This window comes from Burkholderia oklahomensis C6786 (genome assembly GCF_000959365.1).
Lineage (GTDB): Bacteria > Pseudomonadota > Gammaproteobacteria > Burkholderiales > Burkholderiaceae > Burkholderia > Burkholderia oklahomensis.
The window spans coordinates 1562371-1582524 of the sequence record NZ_CP009556.1 but is presented as its reverse complement, the minus strand read 5'-3'; the positions used below and the strand labels follow the sequence as shown (position 1 = coordinate 1582524).

Genomic DNA, 20154 nt, shown 5'->3' with positions numbered 1-20154 from the left:
GGCCTTTTGCGCGTGCCGCCATGCCGTCATGCGCATGCACGCACCGCCCGCGAGTCGCATCCGCGCTCGACTCGCGGCGCGCGCCCGGCTCCATCACGCGCTGTCGCGCTTCTTCGCCTGATTCTGCAGGCCGATCGACCGGGCCAGTGCAGTCGCAAGCACGGCAAGCCGTGGCTCCGGGCCACGGCTTGCCGTGCCGAGCGTGCCCTTCCAGTTCCGCGGCTGACCCAGCCTGAGCAGCACCGGCGGCACTCACCAACGTGGCGGCCATCGTCATTTCATGAAGTCCATGTCGCCGGATAAGGTCGGGTGCGACAGGCATCGCACTGCTGCCCCTCCCGCCTGGACGGATCCGGTCCTCGAACACCTCTACGCGATCAAGCGGAACGAGGCGACGGATGCGCGATTGCGCATCCGGCACGACGATCGGCCTGACACCAGACCAAAGATGCACATCCATTCAATCCAGTCCGAATCGGCGCACGAACCATGTCTTCATCAGATGCGTCAGCACGGCATAGCTCATCAGGATAAGGAACAGCGCGATCCAGTACTGCGGCGGCAATGGAACGAAGCCGAGGAACGTTCCCAGCCACGTGAACGGTATGACGATTCCGGTCGCCGCGATGGCGAGACTGGTCGTGATCAGCGGCACGCTTGCCCGACTCTCGAAGAACGGCACCTTGGCGGTGCGGATGATATGGATGATGAGCGTCTGGGTCAGCAACGATTCGACAAACCAGCCGGTCTGAAACAGTGCCGGCTTGTCCCACGCGTGGAAGACATAAAGCATCATGAAATACGTGACGTAGTCGAATATGGAGCTGATCGGCCCGATCATCAGGACGAATTTCGTGATGTTGCCGATGTCCCACCGGCGCGGCACGGCCAGATACTCCGAATCAACGTGATCGGTCGGGATCGTGGTCTGCGAGAAATCGTAGAGCAGATTGTTCGTGAGCACCTGGATCGGCGCCATTGGCAGGAACGGCAGAATGACACTGGCGCCGAGCACGCTGAACATGTTGCCGAAGTTGGAGCTCGCACCCATCTTGATGTACTTCGTGATGTTGCCGAACACCTTGCGCCCCTCTAGCACGCCTTCGCCCAATACAGCCAGGCTTTTCTCCAGCAAGATGATATCGGCGGTCTCCTTCGCGATATCGACTGCGCTGTCGACCGAAATGCCGACGTCCGCGGACTTGAGTGCCGGACCATCATTGATGCCGTCCCCCAGAAAACCGACCACATGCCCCTTCTGATGCAGCGCATCGATGATGGCGGCCTTCTGGGATGGCGAGACCTTGGCGAAGACAGACGCGGTCTCCGCGAGATCCGCCAGTTGCGCAGGCGCGAGCAGCTGGGCTTCTTTTCCGAGAACGATGCGATCCACCTCGAGGCCGACTTCATGGCAGATCTTGCGGGTAACGATGTCGTTATCGCCGGTGAGAATCTTCACCTGTACGCCGCGCGCCTGCAGAGCGGCGATGGCCGCAGCGGCGGTGTCCTTGGGTGGATCGAGGAAGGCGATATAGCCGAGTAGCGTCAACTCGGTTTCGTCGCGAGCGGAATACGCAACCTGCGCCGGCGGCATCTCCTTGTACGCGACGGCGACGACGCGAAATCCATCAGCGTTGAGCGCAGCGGTCGTGTCCTGCGCCGACGCAAAATGACTCGCATCGAGGACGCCCGTATCGCCATCGGCCGCATAGCGTGTGCAGACCGAGAAGATCTCTTCTACAGCCCCTTTACAGATCATGATATGCGCGCCATCTGATCGGGCAAGCACGACGGACATCCGGCGCCGTTCGAAATCGAAAGGCATCTCGTCGATCTTGCTGAACCGCCCATGCACCTCGAGCCGCTCCACCAGCTCCGCGTGCTTCAGCACGGCAACGTCGAGCAGGTTCTTGAGCCCGGACTGATAGAAGCTGTTCAGATACGCATATTCGAGCACTTGATCCGACTCGTCTCCGTGTATGTCGAGATGACGCTTCAGGATGATGCGATCTTGCGTCAGGGTGCCGGTCTTGTCGGTACACAGCACATCCATCGCCCCGAAATTCTGAATCGCGTTCAGGCGCTTCACGATGACCTTCTTGCGCGACATCGCGATGGCCCCCTTGGCGAGATTGACCGTCACGATCATCGGCAGCATCTCGGGCGTCAGTCCGACCGCCACCGCAACTGCGAAGAGAAGGGCCTCGAACCAATTGCCCTTGGTGAGGCCATTGATCACGAAAACGAGCGGCACCATGACGACGATGAAGCTCAGCATCAGCCACGTGAAGCGCGAGATGCCCTTGTCGAAGCTCGTCAACACACGGCGTGCAGCGATAGTGTCGGCGACGTGACCGAACGCGGTCCGGGAACCGGTCAGCGCCACGACGCCGCACCCTATGCCGCTGACCACCGCGCTGCCCATGAAACAGATGTTCGGCAAATCGAAGTGGGTCTCGGTGGCACTGACATTGGGCTCGGGGATTTTTTCGAGCGGCATCGCTTCGCCGGTCAGTGCGGCCTGATTGACAAATAGATCCTTCGCCGAGATCAGCCTCAGGTCGGCTGGAATCATGTCGCCGGCCGACAGAATGACGATATCGCCCGGAACGATCTGCTCGATCGGCACGTCGAGCTGGTCTACCGCGGCGCCGTTGCCGCGCCGGCGGACGGTTGCGGTGGTCAGCACCATCCGGCGCAACGCATCGGCCGCTGTGTTGGAGCGGTGCTCCTGGAGAAAGCCGAGTGAGACGCTGAGGAGCACCATCACGGCAATCATGGCCGCGGCACGCTGGTCGCCGAGGAAATACGATGCCCCCGCCAGCGACAGGAGAAGCAGATTCAACGGATTGATCGACCGAGAGGCAAGTTCGCCGAGAATGGTATGGCGGTTCGCGTGCGCCACCAGGTTGGGGCCGACGACTCGCAGCCGCTGCGCCACTTCGTCGGAGGCGAGCCCTTCCGCCACACTCTTCAAACGCAGCAAGGCGGCTTCCGTCGAGAGGTGCGCGATCTCGCCAAGGGTTGCCTCGCTGGTAGCAGAGCCTTCCGAAGCGGGCGATGACGAACGCCGAAACCAGGCGAAAACCGGGGCGATTGCGCTCAGCCCGAGCTTACCGTCGAGAAAATTCATGGCGCCGCCCGCTCCGATCAAACATTGATGCCGATTGACAAGACAACAGCCGCAAGCCGCTTCGTCACGGCTCCTCCGGTCCGAGCTTACCGTGAATGGATAAATTGCTTTCCCACCGCGGCCATGAACCGGCACCGGGGCCGCGCTCTCGAAAACTGCGGATCAGGATTTCTCGAGGCTCGACGTTGAACGACTGTTCCGATCGAACAGCGCTTCAAGTTTCGCAAGGTGGACATTCATTAATTGCGCGTGCAGTTTCATTGCTCTGATGAGAGATTGAACATCCTGGTTTTCGCTTTTGGAGGCGAGATCATCGAATTCCGCCAGGAGATTCGTTACAGTTTCGGCATTCATGGTTGTTCCTCAAATGCGTGGAGTGGTCAGCAGGCCAGGTACGTCTGACAGGTCAGCCTGGTTCGAAATCTTCGATGAGTTTGTGGCGTATCGCATAGCGCACCAGCGCAGCGTCATGAGGAACCCCCATCTTCTCGCAGATGTGCGTCCGGTACGTACTGACGGTCTTTGCGCTTACATACAGCGTTCTCGCGATATCTCGTACCGGCTGACCGGACGCGAGGCGGCACATCACGTCGAATTCGCGGCCAGACAGGCGCTGATGAGGTAGCGCGCGGTCTTGTTCATGCACACTCAACGCGAGCCGTTCTGCTACCGCGGCGCTCACGTAGACGCCACCAAGCGCGACCTTTCTGATCGCGGCGATCAATTCCGAGTTGGAGTCCGATTTCGTCACGAAGCCGGAAGCCCCGGCCCTGCATGCCTGGACAGCGAACGTCTCCTCCGAATACATCGTCAGGACGAAGACGCGCAGAGACGGGTTACCGATCTTTATCAGTTTGATGAGCTCGATGCCGTGGGTGCCGGGCATCACGAGACCTAACGTAAGCACATGCGCGTTTGTCGCGCGCGCGAGTGCGAGCGTACTTTCGCCGTCGCCGGCTTCGCCGACGACCTCAAAACCACCGGCGTTTGCAAGTGCGATGCGCACGCCGTTACGCAAGACAGGGTGAGCATCGCAGATAGCTACTTTGATCATGGAGACGGAGCGAGAGATTCTCGTTCAGCATGCTCTCCGGAGGAGATGTTGAGCCGCATCACCCGCAGATAAATAATATTAATCCTGTCCGAGCCGACCGAAGCAGTCGGTACGATACCGGACGATCATCCCCCATCGCAGCACCACATTCCGGTGCGGATTCGACGGGCATCGATTGAGCGCAGAACATGTGAGGGATGCCTGGCGTGGAGGGCGATGCATCATTTGTGCATGAAATGATCGTCTCAGTGACGATCGATCGAAGATCTCTCATTTCCCCCTCCTTGGGTGAGCGGTGCGCCGGCCGCTTTGCGTAGCCGCACGCGATCGCGCAATGCAACTGCTGCGTCACATCCCGTATCGGAGCCATCATGGGAAGAATGCGTCGTGCTGCCGGAGCACTACCGTACAGCCCTGATACATATGGCCACACGGACTCTGACCGTTCATGGCGATAGATCCGACCCGTACAAGGTTCGGATGCGGTCCCGCTTCATCGAACGCGCCGCGGTCAGATTGCCCGAGGCGGTCGGGTCATCAGCGCCAGGCGTTGTCGCACCCCATGCTGCGCCTCCCTTCACGCACCGGTCCTGCGAACGTTCGCCCAGCCGCCGCCATCGTTGCCGATCGATTTCCTGTCCATTCGATTCCCGCGTCACAGCCTCCCCGGCAATATCAGGACGAGAGGCACGATCAATACCAGGCCCAGCAATCCGCTTGGCCCCAAACCCAGCCGATGCTGTAGCGCCGGGTTGGGATCACCCCGACCAGCAGCAGCACGCCAACGATCAGTGGAAGAGATCCCGGCGGCACGTCAGCGCTCCTCAACCAATCCGGCCGGCCAAGTCCCGATGCGTTCGCGCCGATGGCCGCCGATCGATGTAATCGAACCGATGCTTCCGTCGATGCGCTCGCATGCGTTCCCGCCCTGACGCGCGCACGCGCGATTCGCCGCCTGCAGCGTCGGAATCGGCGGTGCCGCGCCTCGAATGCCTGAGCGCTCCGGACGGAAGTCGTCCTGTTTCCTCATGCAGGTCCTACGCCCGATGCACCCGGTATCGCCTCCTTGAGATGAACGGAAGCGAAGCGCACTCGTGCGTGGAGTCTGTCCGCCAACGTACCGCACGGACGCGAGTCATCGCGGACGTGGCGGCCCATCATTCACTCGACCTGCCGAGTGATCGCGCGCAGCAGCATCGCGCCAGCGGCACGACCTCGATTGCAATCGGCGCACGATGCCGCAGCCGGGCAACGGGTGGCTCGCCGTTCCGCGATCGATGCAACACGGACCTGGCGACGGCGGTTTCCCCACGGGCTGCTCCGTGAAATATCGGTTCCGTATCGAGCGCTCGTGATTGCGCACCTTGAGTCGACACGTATCGACACTATCATTTTCGAAGGCAGATTCGCATTCGAACGGTCATCCCGAGTTCATCGATAAAAGGGGACAAATTATCGCCCCCCTTTCATCCGATCGCCGATCGATAAGATATGATGGTTGATACATCTAGCCGATTCCCGCTGCGCCTGCATCGGCTGGAGTCTCCATGGTCAGCCAGGCGCAAGCGCAGGAGCCCGGCATGCAGGACAACCCGCCCATTACCGAAAATCACCTGCTTGCCGCGCTGCCGGAAAACGAACGCGCCCACATCGCCCCGCACCTGACGCTCGTCGAGATGCCGTTGGGAAAAGTGCTGTACGAGTCGGGCGGCCACCTTTACCACGTCTATTTTCCGACCACGTCGATCGTTTCCCTGCTTTATGTGATGGAGAACGGCTCGTCCGCGGAAATCGCGATCGTCGGCCATGAAGGCATGATAGGCGTGTCGCTGTTCATGGGCGGCGAAACGACGCCGAGCCGAGCCGTCGTGCAAAGCGCGGGGCAGGCCTATCGGCTCGAAGCGACCATCCTGAAAGAAGAATTCCGGCGCGGCAACGCGATGCAACGCCTGTTGCTGCGCTATACCCAGGCGCTCATCACGCAGATGGCTCAGACCGCCGTTTGCAACCGGCATCACTCGATCGATCAGCAACTGTGTCGCTGGCTGCTGCTCAGCCTCGACCGCCTTCCTTCGAACCAACTGCACATGACGCAGGAACTGATCGCCAACATGCTGGGCGTGCGCAGATCGGGCGTGACGGAAGCGGCGTTGAAGCTGCAGGACGCGGGCCTCATCCGCTACAACTACGGCCATATCGAGGTGCTGGACCGGCCAGGGCTCGAACAGCGCGTGTGCGAATGCTACAGCGTGGTCAAACGCGAATTCGATCGCCTGCTTCCTGACCTGAAGCGACTCTAGCTGCCACTGCGCGGCATCGTACCGACTTCCCCTTTTCGCTCGTCCATTCTGGGTTGGCACGCATGCATGCAGCGCTAATGCCGATGCACGGCCCGGCGCCACGACGCTCCGACAGATCGTCCATGCATTCGACCGCGATCCGGTTCGAGCAATCAGATCGGCGCGGGAACGTGATTTACAGGAGCACGCCCATGAACGACCTCAAGAAGAAGGACCGCGACACGCATCAACAACACCGGAAATATGCGCAAGACAACGCGACCGATGACGGAATGCCCGTCGCCCCCGAGAAACCGAGGCACGCGATTCCGACCGAGTGCAAGCCATCGCGCACCTCGAAGCAGCAGATTTCGGATGCGAGGGAACGCTCGGGAATGGAATAGCTATCGATTCGATAGCGCATGCGACATGCCTCAACCGGCACACGCCCTGATCGCGCGATACGCCGGCCCTGCGCTCGATGAATTCGACGGCGTGTCGATCGTTCATCCGTCGCCATCGGTCCTGCTTCGAGGCAGTGGTCAACATCGCCGGACGATGCATGCATCGTCCACGTCGGTGCGTCATCCTCGCCATGCTCGCGGCAGGTATCGAGCACTTCCCGTCACGAATGTCTCGCCTGCAAAAGATGCTTCGTGATCCGATGTTTCGCTTGCGCCGCCACCGTCAGGCGCGCACACTAAAAATATCTGCCTGTTCGTTGCCACGGCATCGGCGCCCTTGAATCCTCCGGCGCCAACAATTGCTCTGTCAGGAGCAAATCATGACCATCCCCACTCTCGAATATCACGGGCATGAACTCCGTGCGTATTCACAAATACTCTTTCCGCCGTTCGGCGATCCCCACACACCCGGTCCGAAGCGTTTCGGTTCAATCGTGCGTATCGACACGATTCCGGCGACCTCGGCGACGGCGCCGCGTTACTCGACCATTTTCCAGAACGGCGCTCGCACTCGACCTGGCGATGCAATTCGGCAAGAACATCGTGGATGACAAGATCATCTCTCCAGTGATTTGAATCCGTCCGCGACATCCGGCTCAACGCAGCGCCTCATTACGCAGCACGCTCCAGTCCGGAGGATCTATGAAACATTATTCAGGCCCAACACTTGATCAACGCGATCAGGCGACCCGGCAAAAGCAGCGGGAAGATCTCGCCCGCGCCGACATCGAACGCGCGGAAAAGCGCATCCGCGAGGATGCCGGCATCAATTCCAATGCGAGCAAGTGGCGTTATTCGCGCCCCGACAATCGGGCGAAATAAGCGGCGCGCGCGCCGTTGCGCGCCGGTCCCGCATGGTAGGTTGCGGACGTTCCGGGATCAGGTATACCGGCGCAGGCGTATCGAGAAATCGACGATCGCCTTGACACCGCTCTGCTCCGCGCAACGGCACCAATCCTGCAACTGGACCAGCAATTGCTCGGGCGATACGTGTGACCACGTCCATAGCTCGAGCAGCGCCTCATACATGTCCACGTACACGCGCATTCGCCGGTCGGCATTGCAGCTCGTCAGCGCCCGCAGATCGGGCTTGTCCCGATAGCCCCAGGCCTGGCGCAGCCATCGCTTCACGCCAAGGGCGAACACCCGCTTGTCGCCGCGAGTCATGTCCTTGATGCGGCGCAGCTCCCGCCGGCAGGCGGGCTCGAACATGCGCGCATAGGCGGCCATCACTTCATGCCGGTTGCGGATGATCGCTTGCAGCGTCGCATCGTCGACCACCGCCTTGCCCGGGAGCAGGCGCGGTTTCGTTGCCAGTCGCCGAATGGTCGCCAGTCCCGATGCCGCCAGCAGGCGGATGTACAGCCAGCCGATGTCGAACTCGAACCATCGGTTCGACAGCCTGGCGGACGTCACGTATGCGTGGTGATTGTTATGCAACTCTTCTCCGCCGATCAGGATGCCCAGCGGAATGAGATTGGTGCTCGCATCGGGCGTGGCGAAATTCCGATAACCGCTGAAGTGGCCGCAACCGTTGACCACGCCGCCGGCCCAGAACGGAATCCACATCATCTGGATTGCCCACGCCGACACGCCGGGCAGCCCGAACAGCCCGACGTCGATCACGGCCAGCAGCCCGATGCCGAGGTCCGGATAGCGAGCATAGACGTGGCGTTCGAGCCAATCGTCCGGCGTGCCCAACCCATATCTGCGCAGCGTTTCCTCGTTCCGCACCTCTGCCCGGTACAGCTCCGCGCCGCGGAGCAGCACGGTCGCAAGGCTCCGGGTCCGCGGGCTGTGCGGATCTTCCGGAGTCTCGCTCCTGGCGTGATGCTTGCGATGCACCGCGACCCACTGCGCGGTCAGAATGCCGGTCGTCAACCACAGCCAGAACCGGAAGAAGTGACTGACGCCCGGATGCAATTCCAGCGCCCGGTGCGCCTGACAGCGGTGCAGGTACACCGTCACGCTGATGATGGTGACATGCGTGAGCGCGAGCACGACCCAGGCAAGCTGCCACCAGGACAACCTCAGCACACCGTTCAGGAGAAATGCCGACATATCGGTCGCACTCCGAGCCGTCCTCGTATCGCGCGCTTCGCCGTGACGGCGAGTGCGCCTGCCGATTCCCTTCCCTTCTGCCGGCCGGCCTATTTCCCGACCTGATTGCCGACAACCCCGCCGACAGCCGCGCCGCCGACCGTGCCCAATGCGCTGCCGCCCGTCAGGACTGCGCCGGCGACGCCGCCGACCCCCGCACCGATCACGGTATCCGTTCCACGGCGAGACATGTCGCCGCAACCCGCCAACACGACAATCGTCATGGTCACCATCCCCATTTCGACTGCGATCGAACGTAGCCTTCTCATGGTCATCTCCTCGGCTCGCCGCTGCGCCGTCCGATCCCGGCACGACGCACGGAAGCCCATGCCCTGACATCTCGATGGAATTCGAAACGTCAGTTCATGATGGGAGGGAAATCGCGCGCAGTCCGTCCGCTAACGTACCGGCCCGTACGCCAACGTACTGACTTCGGCACCCGCACTCCGCGTCATGGCGTGCGGGGAAACCGATATCTCGGACTCCACGGCTGCGCGGCTGCGCGGCTGCGCGGCTGCGCGGCATCCATCTTCATCGAGCTTGCCGTGAATATCGCCGACAACCGGCAGTCATTCGTCATTCTGCGCGCCGGAAAGCTGCGCGGAAATCGTGGGGCCGACCGACATGCGAGGCCAGTTCCATCGCTGCACGCGTCCAATACCCGCATGCTGCTTTACAGCAACACCGCCTGCGCAGCCCCCAGCGTCACGACCACGCTGTGGCGACGGCCGTCGTCCATGAGCCGCACCGCCGTTTCGCCGGCGGCGAGTCGCACGCCGTCCACGACGATGCGGGACACGCCGCTGCTCACGTCCTCCGGATTCTCGACGACGATGTCGTAGTGCGCCGCGCCCTGACGCACCGTTGCCCTGAAGCCCGGCCAGGATCGCGGTATGCACGGTTGAATGGTCAGCATGTCGCCATGCTTGCGAAGTCCGAGCAGGCCATCGACGCCCGCGCGATACAGCCATCCCGCCGAGCCGGTGTACCAGGTCCATCCGCCCCGGCCGACGTGCGGCGCGACCGAATAGACGTCGGCCGCCACCACATAAGGCTCCACCCGATAACGATTGGCGCCGCTGCGCGTGCGGCTGCGATTGATCGGATTGAGCAGCGCGAACAAGCTCGCGGCGCGATCGCCGTCGCCCATTTGCGCGAACGCGAGCACCGACCATGTGGCGGCGTGCGTGTACTGGCCGCCGTTTTCGCGGATGCCCGGCGGATAGCCCTTGACATAGCCGGGATCGACCGGCGAATCCTCGAACGGCGGCGCGAACAGCAGCGCCAGGCCATCGTCGCGGCGGATCAGCCGTGCGTCCAGCGCGTCCATCGCCCGCGTGGCGAGCGCCGGGTCCGCCGCGCCCGACAGCACGCTCCACGACTGCGCGATCGCGTCGATCGAACATTCGGCGTTGCTGGCCGAGCCGAGCGGCGTACCGTCGTCGAAGTAGCCGCGCCGATACCACGCGCCGTCCCATCCCGCTGCGGCGAGCGCATCGCGCAACGCGCCGGCGCGCGTCAGCCAGCGCTCCGCCAGTTCGCCCACGCCACGCGCCGCGGCGAGCGGCGCGAACGCCGTGAGCGTCGCATGCAAAAACCATCCGAGCCAGACGCTTTCGCCCCGCCCGGCCTCGCCGACCCGGTTCATGCCGTCATTCCAGTCGCCCGTGCCGATCAGCGGCAGGCCATGCTCTCCGAAGTGCGCCAGGCTGTACTCCAGCCCGCGCGCGCAATGCTCGAACAGCGATGCGCTGATCTCCGAGATGCCCGGAATGAAAAACGCGTCCTGCTCGTCGGCGGCGAGCGGCCGCCCGTCGATGAACGGGATCGACGCATCGAGAATCGCCCGGTCGCCGCTGACGTCGACATAGTGCGCAACCGTATAGGCGAGCCATACGCGGTCGTCGGAGATCCGCGTGCGCACGCCGCTGCCGCTTTCCGGCAACCACCAGTGCTGCATGTCGCCTTCCGGAAACTGGCGCGCCGCCGCCCGCAGCAGATGTTCGCGCGTCAGGGCCGGGCGAGCGACCGCGAGCGCCATGCCGTCCTGCAACTGGTCGCGAAAGCCATACGCGCCGCTGGCCTGATAAAAGCCCGCGCGCGCCCAGATCCGGCTCGACAGCGTCTGATACAGCAGCCAGCGATTCAGCATCAGATCCATCGCGCGATCCGGCGTTTCGACCTGGATGGCGCCGAGCGTCTCGTCCCAGAACGCCGTCACGGCAGCGAATACCGCGTCGAGATCCGCCTGGCGGTAATGCGCGATCAACTGCCGCGCCGTCGCCGAGTCGCGCCCTTCGCCGAGCAGCAACACGACTTCCGCAACACCGCCGGGATCGAGATCGATGGTGGTCTGCAACGCGGCACACGGATCGAGACCGGCGCCGACCCGGCCCGACAGAGGCGGCGCGCCGACGCTGCCCGGAAAGCCGGCGGGGTTGCTCAGGACGCCGTTGCGACCGATGAACTCGCGCCGGTCCGCGCTCCAGGATGTTTGCAGGCCGCACAGATCGGCGAACGCCACGCTGCCGCGATACGTCTGGCTCCAGTCGTTGCGGGCGAACATCGCGCCGGTGGCCACATCGATCTCGCTCGCGGTGTGCGGCGCCGCGACGCTGCGCGACGCGCCCAGCGCCCATTCCGCATAGGTTGCGACAGACAGTCGGCGGGGCCGGTCCGATAGATTGCGCAAGGTCAGGCGGGAAATCTTGACGGGATCGGCCAGCGGCACGAACTGCAGCAATTCGACGGCGACGTCGGCAGCGGTATGCGTGAACCGGCTGTAGCCTTGGCCATGGCTCGCCACGTAAGGGGCGGCGCCCGGCGCATCGTCGCGGATCGGGCTCGCCTGCGGGCCCCAGCGCATGCCGGTCTCGTCATCGCGGACATAAAATGCCTCTCCGGGCGGATCGGTGACCGGGTCGTTCGACCACGGCGTCAGCGGATGCTCGCGGCTGTTCGTCACCCAGGTATAGCCGCCCCCCTCCGCCGACGTCAGGAAACCGCATGCCGGATTCGCGATGACGTTGACCCAGGGCATCGGCGTGCATTGACCGGGCTGCAGGATCACGACGTATTCGCGGCCGCCGCGCGCGAAGCCGCCGATGCCGTTGAAGTATTCGAGACCGGCGCCGGCCTGCGCCCCCTTCGGCGACGGCAGCGCGGGCGGCAGCAGCGGCTGGCGCGCGGCATCCGGGCGGGCGGGCAGCGGCGAACCGGCGAGGCGTCGCAACTGGTCCACCAGCCGGCCGTTGCGCGCGGCGAGCACGGCTCGCGCGACCGACGGAAAGAGCGCCCGCGCCGCCGCCGCCATCAGGTCCTCGCGCAGCACGAAAATACTGCCGCGCCCGGCCTTGTCCGGCGGCTGCCGGGTTCGCACCAGCCCCTCGAGCGCGACCTGCAAATCCTGCACATACGACGCCGCGCGCTCGTTGATGATGACCAGATCGACCGCGAGCCGCTTCATCCGCCAATACTCATGCGCGCGAATCAGTTGCCGCACCATCGCGATGTGCTCGATGTCGTCGATCCGCACCAGCAGGATCGGCAGATCCCCCGACACGCCATGCGCCCATAGCGGCGAGGCGCCCACGCCACCCGCCGCCGACACCGCCGCCGCCTGGCGCAGCAGCGCGGCGGAATTGGGCCGCATCGACGGATCGCTATACAGCATGTATCCGGCCAACTGCTGGAACAGCGCGGCCTCGTCGAGGCTCACCGCGCTGTGCCGCAGTTGCACCTGGGCCTGGGTCCACGCGAGCATCGCCGCCCGCGCGAACGATTCGCCGTCGCGATGCTTGTCGACCAGATCGAGCAGCTGCGCGCGCGAATCCGCGGCGATGGTCCAGTAGACGATGCTCGCCTTCGCGCCCGGCTTGATGCGCAGACGCTGCCGCAACGCGAACGCGGCGTCCAGCACCGCGCCTTCGGAAGCGCTCAGCGCACGCTGTTCAGCCAGCGCAAGCGGCAGGCGAACGCTGTGCCCGCGCCCGATGAAGCGCATTCGATCGGTGTCGAATTCTTCCGCGCCAACGGTCTCGCCGGCGGTCACCGCCAGATGTGCGACCCAGACCTCCGCCTCGTTCGGCGAGCGCTTGCGCCGCGTCGCCAAAATGGCGCCGGACGCCGGCACGTACTCGGTCTCGATGAACAGTTTCGAGAACGCGGGATGTGCGTGATCGGCGGCGGGCGGCGCGAGCACGATTTCCGCGTAGGACGTGAATTCGATGACGCGGGTCCGGGTGCCCACATTGGCCACCGACACCCGCCGCACCTCCGCGTCATCCTCGGCGGATACCACCACCTCGAGCGACGTCGTCAAGGTGCCGTCGCGACGGACGAACTCTGCGCGATCCTCGGTGAACGTCGCTTCGTAGCTGTCCGGCACCACGCCGGTGGGTTGCCACGTGGCCGACCAGACGTCGCCGCTGTCGATGTCGCGCAGATACAGGTAGCTGCCCCAATCGTCGCGCGTCGCGTCTTCCCGCCAGCGCGTGACGGCCAGATCGTCGCGGCGGCTGTAGCCGGAACCCGCGGCCGTGAGCATCACGGCGTAGCGGCCGTTGGACAGCAGATGCGTGACGGGCGCGGGATCGTCCGCCGACAGAAGACGCCGCGCGACGGCGGAATCGATGCCGCGCATCCTGCCGGCGGGGCTCGCGTCGACGCGCGGTCGCCCTGCCGCAACGCGGCCCGGCACCCTCTCCTGCAACAGCAGCTCGGTTGCGCGGACAGCCGGCTCGCCGTGAAAGAATGCGCGAATGCACCCGCCCAGCAACGCATTGGCGATCGACACGATCGACATACCCTGGTGATGCGCCATGAATGCCCGCACGACGGCAACCGGCATGCCTTCCGGCACGCGCGCGGGCGTGTAGTCGAGCGCTTCGTAGAAACCGAAGCGCCCGCACGCGCCGGCCGCGCGCAACCGGTCGAAGTTGCGCGCGGCGGCGTCCGGCGCGATCATCGCCGCGAGTGCGGTCGCGTAAGGCGCGACCACGAGATTCTGGTCGAGATCGCGCTTGAGCCCCAGCTCCGGCACACCGAAGCTCGAGTATTGATAGGTCAGTTCGATGTCGCGCGCGTTGTAGGCCGACTCGGACATGCCCCACGGCAGGCGCAAACCATCGCCATAAGAGATCTGCCGGTGCACCACGAGGTGATTGGTGCGCGCAATCAGGCTGCTGGCCGGCGCGCGCATCACCAGCGACGGCATCAGGTATTCGAACATCGATCCCGACCACGAGACCAGCGCCGCGCCGTGCCGGATCGGCGTCGCCAGGCGGCCGAGCCGGAACCAGTGCCGCGCCGGCACATCCCCCTTCGCAATCGCGACGAAACTCGCCAGGCGAGCCTCCGACGCCAGCAGATCGTAGTTGCCTGGATCGAGCCGTCCGTCAGCCACCGCGTAGCCGATCGACAGCAGATTCCGCACCGGGTCGAGCAGAAAGCCGAACTCCATCGCGTATGCCATCTGCAGCGCGGTATCGGCCAGCGCATGAAGACGCTTGTTCAACACGGCTGCTTCGTCCGGCGTGCGCGTCGCGTCGCGATAATGTCCCTGCACCGCGTGCTCGAGCGCCTGCGCCCAAAAAAGCACGTCGTCGACGTCGCCGCTCCGCACCCGGCTGACCTCGTCCATCAGCGCGCGCGCGACATCGGCGACTGTCGCGGCGAGGATCGTGATCGCGGGCCATGCCGGCTCGGCGCGAGTGTCCGTTGCTCCGCGCGCGTCGTCCTCCCCGGCCTCCCCGGCGAGCGTTTCCTCCAACTCGGTCGCGGTCAGTTCGAATTCGCCGTGCAAAGTCGTCCGGGTGTCGTTATCCCAGCACACTGCCTTGCGCAACAGCGCGAGCGTATCGCCGATCCCGTCGTACGCGGCCTGCTGCCCCGCGCCGCCCGGCTGATTCGCCCAGGCGCGGCAGCCGTTGCCGAGCGCGATCAGGTGGCCGGCGAGATTGCCGCTGTCGACCGACGACACATACTTCGGATCGAGGGGCCGCAGGTCCCGAGTGTCGTACCAGTTATAGAAGTGACCGCGATAGCGCGGCAGCCGCTGCATCGTCGCGAGGGTCGCCTCCAGCCGCGACGCCGAGTCCAGCGTACCGAGCCAGCCGAACTCGCGAGCGCTGACGACGGACAGCAGATACAGCCCGATATTGGTGGGTGAGGTCCGGTGCGCGACGACGGGCTTCGGGTCCTCCTGGAAATTGTCCGGCGGCAGCATCTGATCGTCGGCCGTCACGAATGTCTCGAAATAGCGCCAGGTCCGGCGCGCATCATGGCGCAACTGGCGCGCATCGCGCGCCGTCACGGCAAGCTCGCCGGCCGGTCTCGGCGCGCGACTCATCCACTGGGCGATCGCCGGCGCGGCGAGCCAGACCAGCGCGAACGGAACGGCCAGCCAGCCCGTCTGATGATCGAAGTACCGGCTCGCCGCCAGCGTGACCGCCGTGCCGAGCAGCGCGAGCGTCACGCCGCCGCGCATCTGCAGATAGGTGGACGCGAGAGTCCGCCTGTCACGCGCGCCGGCTTCGGCCGCCGTGGTCCATTCGAGCAGATGCCGACGGCTGATCCCCACGCGAAACAGCGTGCGCGCGATCGCATCGCCCATCGACCACGCCTGCTCCGGCAGCATGACGATCGACAAGCCGAACCGCGCCAGCGCGAACCGCAGCTCCGCCGCCCACGCATGAAACAGGCTGCGCGTGGTCATCTTGACGTGCGTGCGCCGCCAGCGCGGCACCAGTCCGCTCAACACGGGCAACAGCAACGGCAGCGCAATCGTCACCAGCACGAGGGCACTCCAGGCGAGCGACACGGGAAGCGGCAGCATCCATCCGGCCAGCAGCGCAATGAACACGGCTGGCGCCGTAAGCGTGCGGCGCAGGTTGTCCAGCATCTTCCAGCGGCCGACCGCCGACAGCGGTTCGTGGCCGAAGACCAGCCACGGCAGGAGTTGCCAGTCGCCCCGCGCCCACCGGTGCAGACGTGCCGCCGCGACATCGTAGCGGGACGGCGACGCTTCGACGACCTCGATATCTGACGCGAGCCCGGCCCGCGCGAAAATGCCTTCGAACAGATCGTGACTGAGCACGGTGTTGTCCGGCACGCGGCCGGCGAGCACCGCCTCGAACGCATCGACGTCGTAGATGCCCTTGCCCGCATAGGAGCCTTCGTCGAACAGATCCTGATAGACATCCGATACGGCCGACACATAAGGATCGATGCCGTGCACGCTCGACGACACGCGCTGGAACAGCGAGCCCTCGTCGCCGCTCGCGAGGGACGACGCCACGCGCGGCTGAAGCACGCCGTAGCCTTCGACGATGCGCCGGCTCGCCGGGTCGAATACCGGCCGGTTGAGCGGGTGCGCCATCTTGCCGATCAGGCGGCGAACGGTATCGCGCAGCAGCCGGGTATCGGCATCGAGCGTAATCACATAACGCACGTCCGGCGGCACGCCCGGCGGCCGGCCTTCCGGCGAGATGAATGACGTGTCCGACGCGCCGCGCAGCAACCGGTTCAGCTCGTGCAGCTTGCCGCGCTTGCGCTCCCAGCCCATCCAGCACCGTTCGCCGTCGTTCCAGACGCGGCGCCGGTGCAGCAGCAGAAAGCGCTCGCCCTCGCCCGCCGCCGCCGGATAGCGGCGATTCAACCGGTCGATGCCCGCCGCCGCGCATGCCAGCAGCCCCGCGTCGCTGTCGACGTGCGGGGTGGGTGCGTCCACCCAGTCGGAGAGCAATGCGAAGTAGAGCGCCCCGTTGGGGCTCGCCAGATGATGGATTTCCAGTTGCTCGATCTGCTCGACGAGCGCCGCTTCCGTCGTCAGCAGCACCGGCACCGCGACCACGGTGCGCGAGCCCGGCGGAATGCCGTCGAGCAGCGCGAGGCCCGGCAGGATGCTCGCGCCGATTTCCCGCATCACCCCGCGATTGACGAGCGCGACTGCGGCATCGAGCGCGGGCAGCAACCCGGCGAGACCGAGCCAGATCAGCCAGTGACCGGGCGGCTCGACCCGGGTGAGCCACGCCAGCATGCCCGCCAGCAGCAGCGCGGCAAGCAGCCCGATACGGCCGAGATAACCGCCGAGACCCGCGCGGCGCGTCATGCGCCGCAACCACAACGCAACGGGCGGGCGATAGCCGATCGCCGCTTCGAGCGCCGCGCGGCCGCCCGCCAGCAGGTAGTAACCCGGGTCCGTCTCTCGATCCGGCGCCGCGTCGGCGGCCGGCGCGTGGCTCGCCCGCCGCGCCGCCGCATCGGCGACGACGCGGCGGGCAATCTCCAGCTCGCTGACGGGCGCTCCGCGCGCCAGCGCCTCGACCGCGTTGCGATACAGGTTGCGCGTGGGGAAATCCATCTGCGCGAAGCCCGGGTGGCTGCGCAGCACCTGATCGACCAGACTGATGCGCTCGAACAGATCGGTCCAGTCCACCTCCGAAATCAGCCGCATGCTGGTGATCACGTTGCGCACGGTCAGACTGGCGGCGCCCTGCTGATGATTGACGGATGCGACAATCTGGTCAGGCGTCGCGCCGCGCGCCGCCAAGTGCCGATGCAGCCACGCCTGCACCGGCGCGACGGCGGGATCGTGATCGTGCAGCCGCTGAATCAGCTGCACCGCGAACGCATCGTGCGACGCCGCCTGCTCATAGCAGGCGACGAGCGGCTCGGCCTCCACCTGCGCGTGCCCACCTTCGCCGAGCAGGCGATCCGCGAGCGCGTCGGCGTCGAGCCTCGCGCGCCGGTCGTCGATGATCTGATCCGCGAGCCGCCGCAGGTTTTCGATCAGCACGATCCGCAGCGTGATCGCCACCGCCCATAGTTCGCCGATCGTCAGCGGTTCGACGGCCTGGTAGGCGAGCACGAAACGGCATAGCGCATCGGGATCGAAACGGCTGTCGGTGTGGGCGACGAATGCCCAGCTGATGCCGAACACGCGCGGGTAGCCGGCAAACGGACCGCTGCTGAGTTTGGGCAGTTGCCGGTAATAGCGGGGGGAAAGGTCGTCGCGGATCTGCCGCACCTGTTCCGCGACTAGATAGTAGTTATCGAGCAGCCACTCTGCCGCAGGCGTGATTTCCTCGCCACGCGCGTCTGCTGCCACCGTGTTCCGGTAGGCCTTCAGCAGATGATCCGCGTTGTCCTTCAGTCGCTTGGCCAGCGAGGGGCCGGCGGCCCCGCCGGGAGAAACCTGCTGCGCGCGCGCCAGGCTGCCCGCATGCTGCGCCAATCTTTCCTCGCCGAAGAACTCCTCGCGAATCGGCCGGGCATTGCTCCATGGCGACGTTCGGCGTCGCGAAACGCGCGCAACGTGAATCTTCAAGACACCTTCTCCCAAATAGCCGCGCCATCTACCCAAGCCTCACGTCCGCGACACACGGGAATCGGCAGACATACGGAGCCCGAAGTCATCCCGATCACGGAACGCCGGATCACGGCTGCCGCTTCCATCCGGAACGCCGGCTGCGCCAGCGGTCATGTCCGGCGGACGACGCGGCCGGAGCGCTCGGGCCGTCACGCCGCTTCCGACAGCGATTTCGCGGCTGGTTCGCAACGCAGCCCGTCGCACCGCGCGGATCGGCCGGCGGCGTTCTCGCACGCCATCGACACGACCGCATCGCGAGTCGTATGCAGCGCGCTCGCCGCCCGATCGATGTCGTGCACGATGCGCTCCGGCAAGCACAGCTCGATCCGCACGGAACTCGACGTCATCCGGGTCACATCGATGTCGATGAACCGCCAGATCCCGTCGCCTGTGTCGAGATCCGACGCCTGCAATACCGACATGTCCGTGGTCGGCGACGGTATGAGATGCGCGGACCGGTCATAGCGGGCCATGACCCGTTGCGCCGCGACCGCCTGCAACGCTCCATACGAGTCACCCACCACATCGAACTCGGGAAAATCCGGAAGCGTGCCGCGATAGCGGGGATTCCCGTGCCGCGTGATATAGATCGGATATTCCATGAACCACTCCCGACGGAAGAACGCGACGAACGTTATCGTGCATCGCAGCGGCTCGACGAGTCGGTACGCTGGAGAACAGTCTTCGGGGCACGTTTCGTGGTGCCCTACCGGTCGTTCATGCGCTGGATCGCCCGATGCCGCGCTATCCGGCCGGGAAAGTGCAACGCGCGCGATCCAGGTACGGCACCGTACCGATTTGCGCGGCGATCGAGCGCACGTTCGCATCAAGCGCCTTGGCCTTGTTGCCAGGACGACCAGGACGACCCGGGATGCGGCGCGCTTCATCGCTCATGCGCCAGGCTCAGGCCGAGCGCGAAAGGCAGGCGCGGGTAACACCCGGTTCGGTCGAGGCCGAGATCGCGGCCAAGTTCGTCGATGCACCGCAGGTCTATGAAAATCGTCCGGGCGCGCTTCAGTTGCGGGCGATGAACATCATCTATGGAACGACGAAGGAACGCGGCGCGACGATCCCGAGCTCGATGGTGGGACAGCCTGAATCCGGCGCTCGTGCTGGTGGTTGCCGGGTATGACGTGGCAGGCGCCGGCGCCCGCGCTCAAGACCTCGACGTGATCGCGAACCGGCCTTCACTCCCCGAGACGCGTTGTGCGGATCACCCGGCAATCGAATTCGACGCAAGGCGGCCGGGCAAGCGGTACGAGTAAGGCGCATGGCGGACCTGTCAGGTCCGCGCAGACTGCCATGAGAAAAACCATCCGCAATGCGCTGGCCGCATTCTTTGCAGGCGGAGTCGGGCTCGCCCCCGCGCCGTGCCGCGCCTATGCACTGGACGCGCAGTTCGACTGCAAGACCAACGCCCACGCCTTCATCGTGCACCTGCTCCATCATGGTTACATCGACCCCGCTCCGATGCGGGTCGAGCAGAATTCGGTCAACGCGTTTCGGCCCACCCGCGACGCCACGCTGACGGCATTCGGCTTCAAGGTCTATGCCGTGTTCGCCTATGAGCAAGATGACGCGCTGTTCAGGCCAGGAAGCGGCCAACCTCTGCCGGGCTCGATCTACGGGGTCGTCGTCAAGGCGCCGATCGAATCGGTGGAAGCGCGTTCCCAGCTCGCGGGCAGCAAGGCCGTCGCGCATCAAGTCATTCCGTTCGTCCTCACCGCCGTCGTCTGCGCAAGGCCCTGACCGAC

The 20154-nt window shown here is 65.0% G+C and carries 12 protein-coding genes and 2 pseudogenes; 6 read left to right on the top strand and 8 right to left on the bottom strand.

Annotated features, from left to right (window positions below; translation table 11 throughout):
* Positions 1–460: 460 nt before the first annotated feature.
* The 4 genes from mgtA to BG90_RS37550 all read right to left on the bottom strand — a co-directional run bounded on the left by mgtA (position 461) and on the right by BG90_RS37550 (position 4899).
* Positions 461–3133 carry a magnesium-translocating P-type ATPase gene (gene mgtA / locus BG90_RS24825; protein ID WP_025990607.1) on the bottom strand — a complete coding sequence of 891 codons (2673 nt, stop codon included), beginning with the start codon at positions 3131–3133 and terminating at the stop codon, positions 461–463.
* Between the two features lie 162 nt (positions 3134–3295).
* Entirely contained in the window at positions 3296–3487 is a 192-nt protein-coding gene (locus BG90_RS33895) for a hypothetical protein (RefSeq protein WP_081464299.1), read from the bottom strand.
* Positions 3488–3539: 52 nt separating this feature from the next.
* Positions 3540–4187 (bottom strand): response regulator, encoded by a 648-nt coding sequence (locus tag BG90_RS24820; RefSeq protein ID WP_010109443.1) that lies wholly within the window; start codon positions 4185–4187, stop codon positions 3540–3542.
* 655 nt (positions 4188–4842) lie between these two features.
* On the bottom strand, positions 4843–4899 hold the full coding sequence (locus BG90_RS37550; RefSeq protein ID WP_232289023.1) for a hypothetical protein: 57 nt from the start codon (positions 4897–4899) through the stop codon (positions 4843–4845).
* Between the two features lie 868 nt (positions 4900–5767).
* Between BG90_RS37550 and BG90_RS24815 the strand changes: the two genes are divergently transcribed.
* The 4 genes and pseudogenes from BG90_RS24815 to BG90_RS33880 all read left to right on the top strand — a co-directional run bounded on the left by BG90_RS24815 (position 5768) and on the right by BG90_RS33880 (position 7752).
* Positions 5768–6487, top strand: coding sequence for a Crp/Fnr family transcriptional regulator (locus BG90_RS24815; RefSeq protein ID WP_025990608.1), 720 nt, complete (start codon positions 5768–5770; stop codon positions 6485–6487).
* Positions 6488–6678: 191 nt separating this feature from the next.
* Positions 6679–6870 carry a hypothetical protein gene (locus BG90_RS24810; protein WP_232239139.1) on the top strand — a complete coding sequence of 64 codons (192 nt, stop codon included), beginning with the start codon at positions 6679–6681 and terminating at the stop codon, positions 6868–6870.
* 380 nt (positions 6871–7250) lie between these two features.
* Positions 7251–7506, top strand: a pseudogene (locus BG90_RS33885) (hypothetical protein).
* A gap of 66 nt (positions 7507–7572) precedes the next feature.
* Positions 7573–7752, top strand: coding sequence for a hypothetical protein (locus tag BG90_RS33880; RefSeq protein WP_010122810.1), 180 nt, complete (start codon positions 7573–7575; stop codon positions 7750–7752).
* Positions 7753–7809: 57 nt separating this feature from the next.
* Here the strand turns inward: BG90_RS33880 and BG90_RS24805 are convergent, their stop codons facing one another.
* The 4 genes from BG90_RS24805 to BG90_RS24790 all read right to left on the bottom strand — a co-directional run bounded on the left by BG90_RS24805 (position 7810) and on the right by BG90_RS24790 (position 19002).
* Positions 7810–8991 (bottom strand): DesA family fatty acid desaturase, encoded by a 1182-nt coding sequence (locus BG90_RS24805; protein ID WP_010109447.1) that lies wholly within the window; start codon positions 8989–8991, stop codon positions 7810–7812.
* A gap of 89 nt (positions 8992–9080) precedes the next feature.
* Positions 9081–9263 carry a glycine zipper 2TM domain-containing protein gene (locus BG90_RS24800; RefSeq protein ID WP_232355226.1) on the bottom strand — a complete coding sequence of 61 codons (183 nt, stop codon included), beginning with the start codon at positions 9261–9263 and terminating at the stop codon, positions 9081–9083.
* Positions 9264–9703: 440 nt separating this feature from the next.
* Positions 9704–18358 (bottom strand): glycoside hydrolase family 94 protein, encoded by an 8655-nt coding sequence (locus BG90_RS24795; protein ID WP_045568433.1) that lies wholly within the window; start codon positions 18356–18358, stop codon positions 9704–9706.
* 191 nt (positions 18359–18549) lie between these two features.
* On the bottom strand, positions 18550–19002 hold the full coding sequence (locus BG90_RS24790; RefSeq protein ID WP_010109449.1) for a type II toxin-antitoxin system HicB family antitoxin: 453 nt from the start codon (positions 19000–19002) through the stop codon (positions 18550–18552).
* Between the two features lie 284 nt (positions 19003–19286).
* On the opposite strand from BG90_RS24790, the pseudogene BG90_RS37910 reads away from it, so the two are divergent.
* Together BG90_RS37910 and BG90_RS24780 are read left to right on the top strand one after the other, a co-directional pair.
* Positions 19287–19545: pseudogene (locus BG90_RS37910) on the top strand (SPFH domain-containing protein); the annotation flags it as partial.
* Positions 19546–19702: 157 nt separating this feature from the next.
* Positions 19703–20149 carry a hypothetical protein gene (locus tag BG90_RS24780; protein WP_025990600.1) on the top strand — a complete coding sequence of 149 codons (447 nt, stop codon included), beginning with the start codon at positions 19703–19705 and terminating at the stop codon, positions 20147–20149.
* Positions 20150–20154 lie beyond the last annotated feature (5 nt).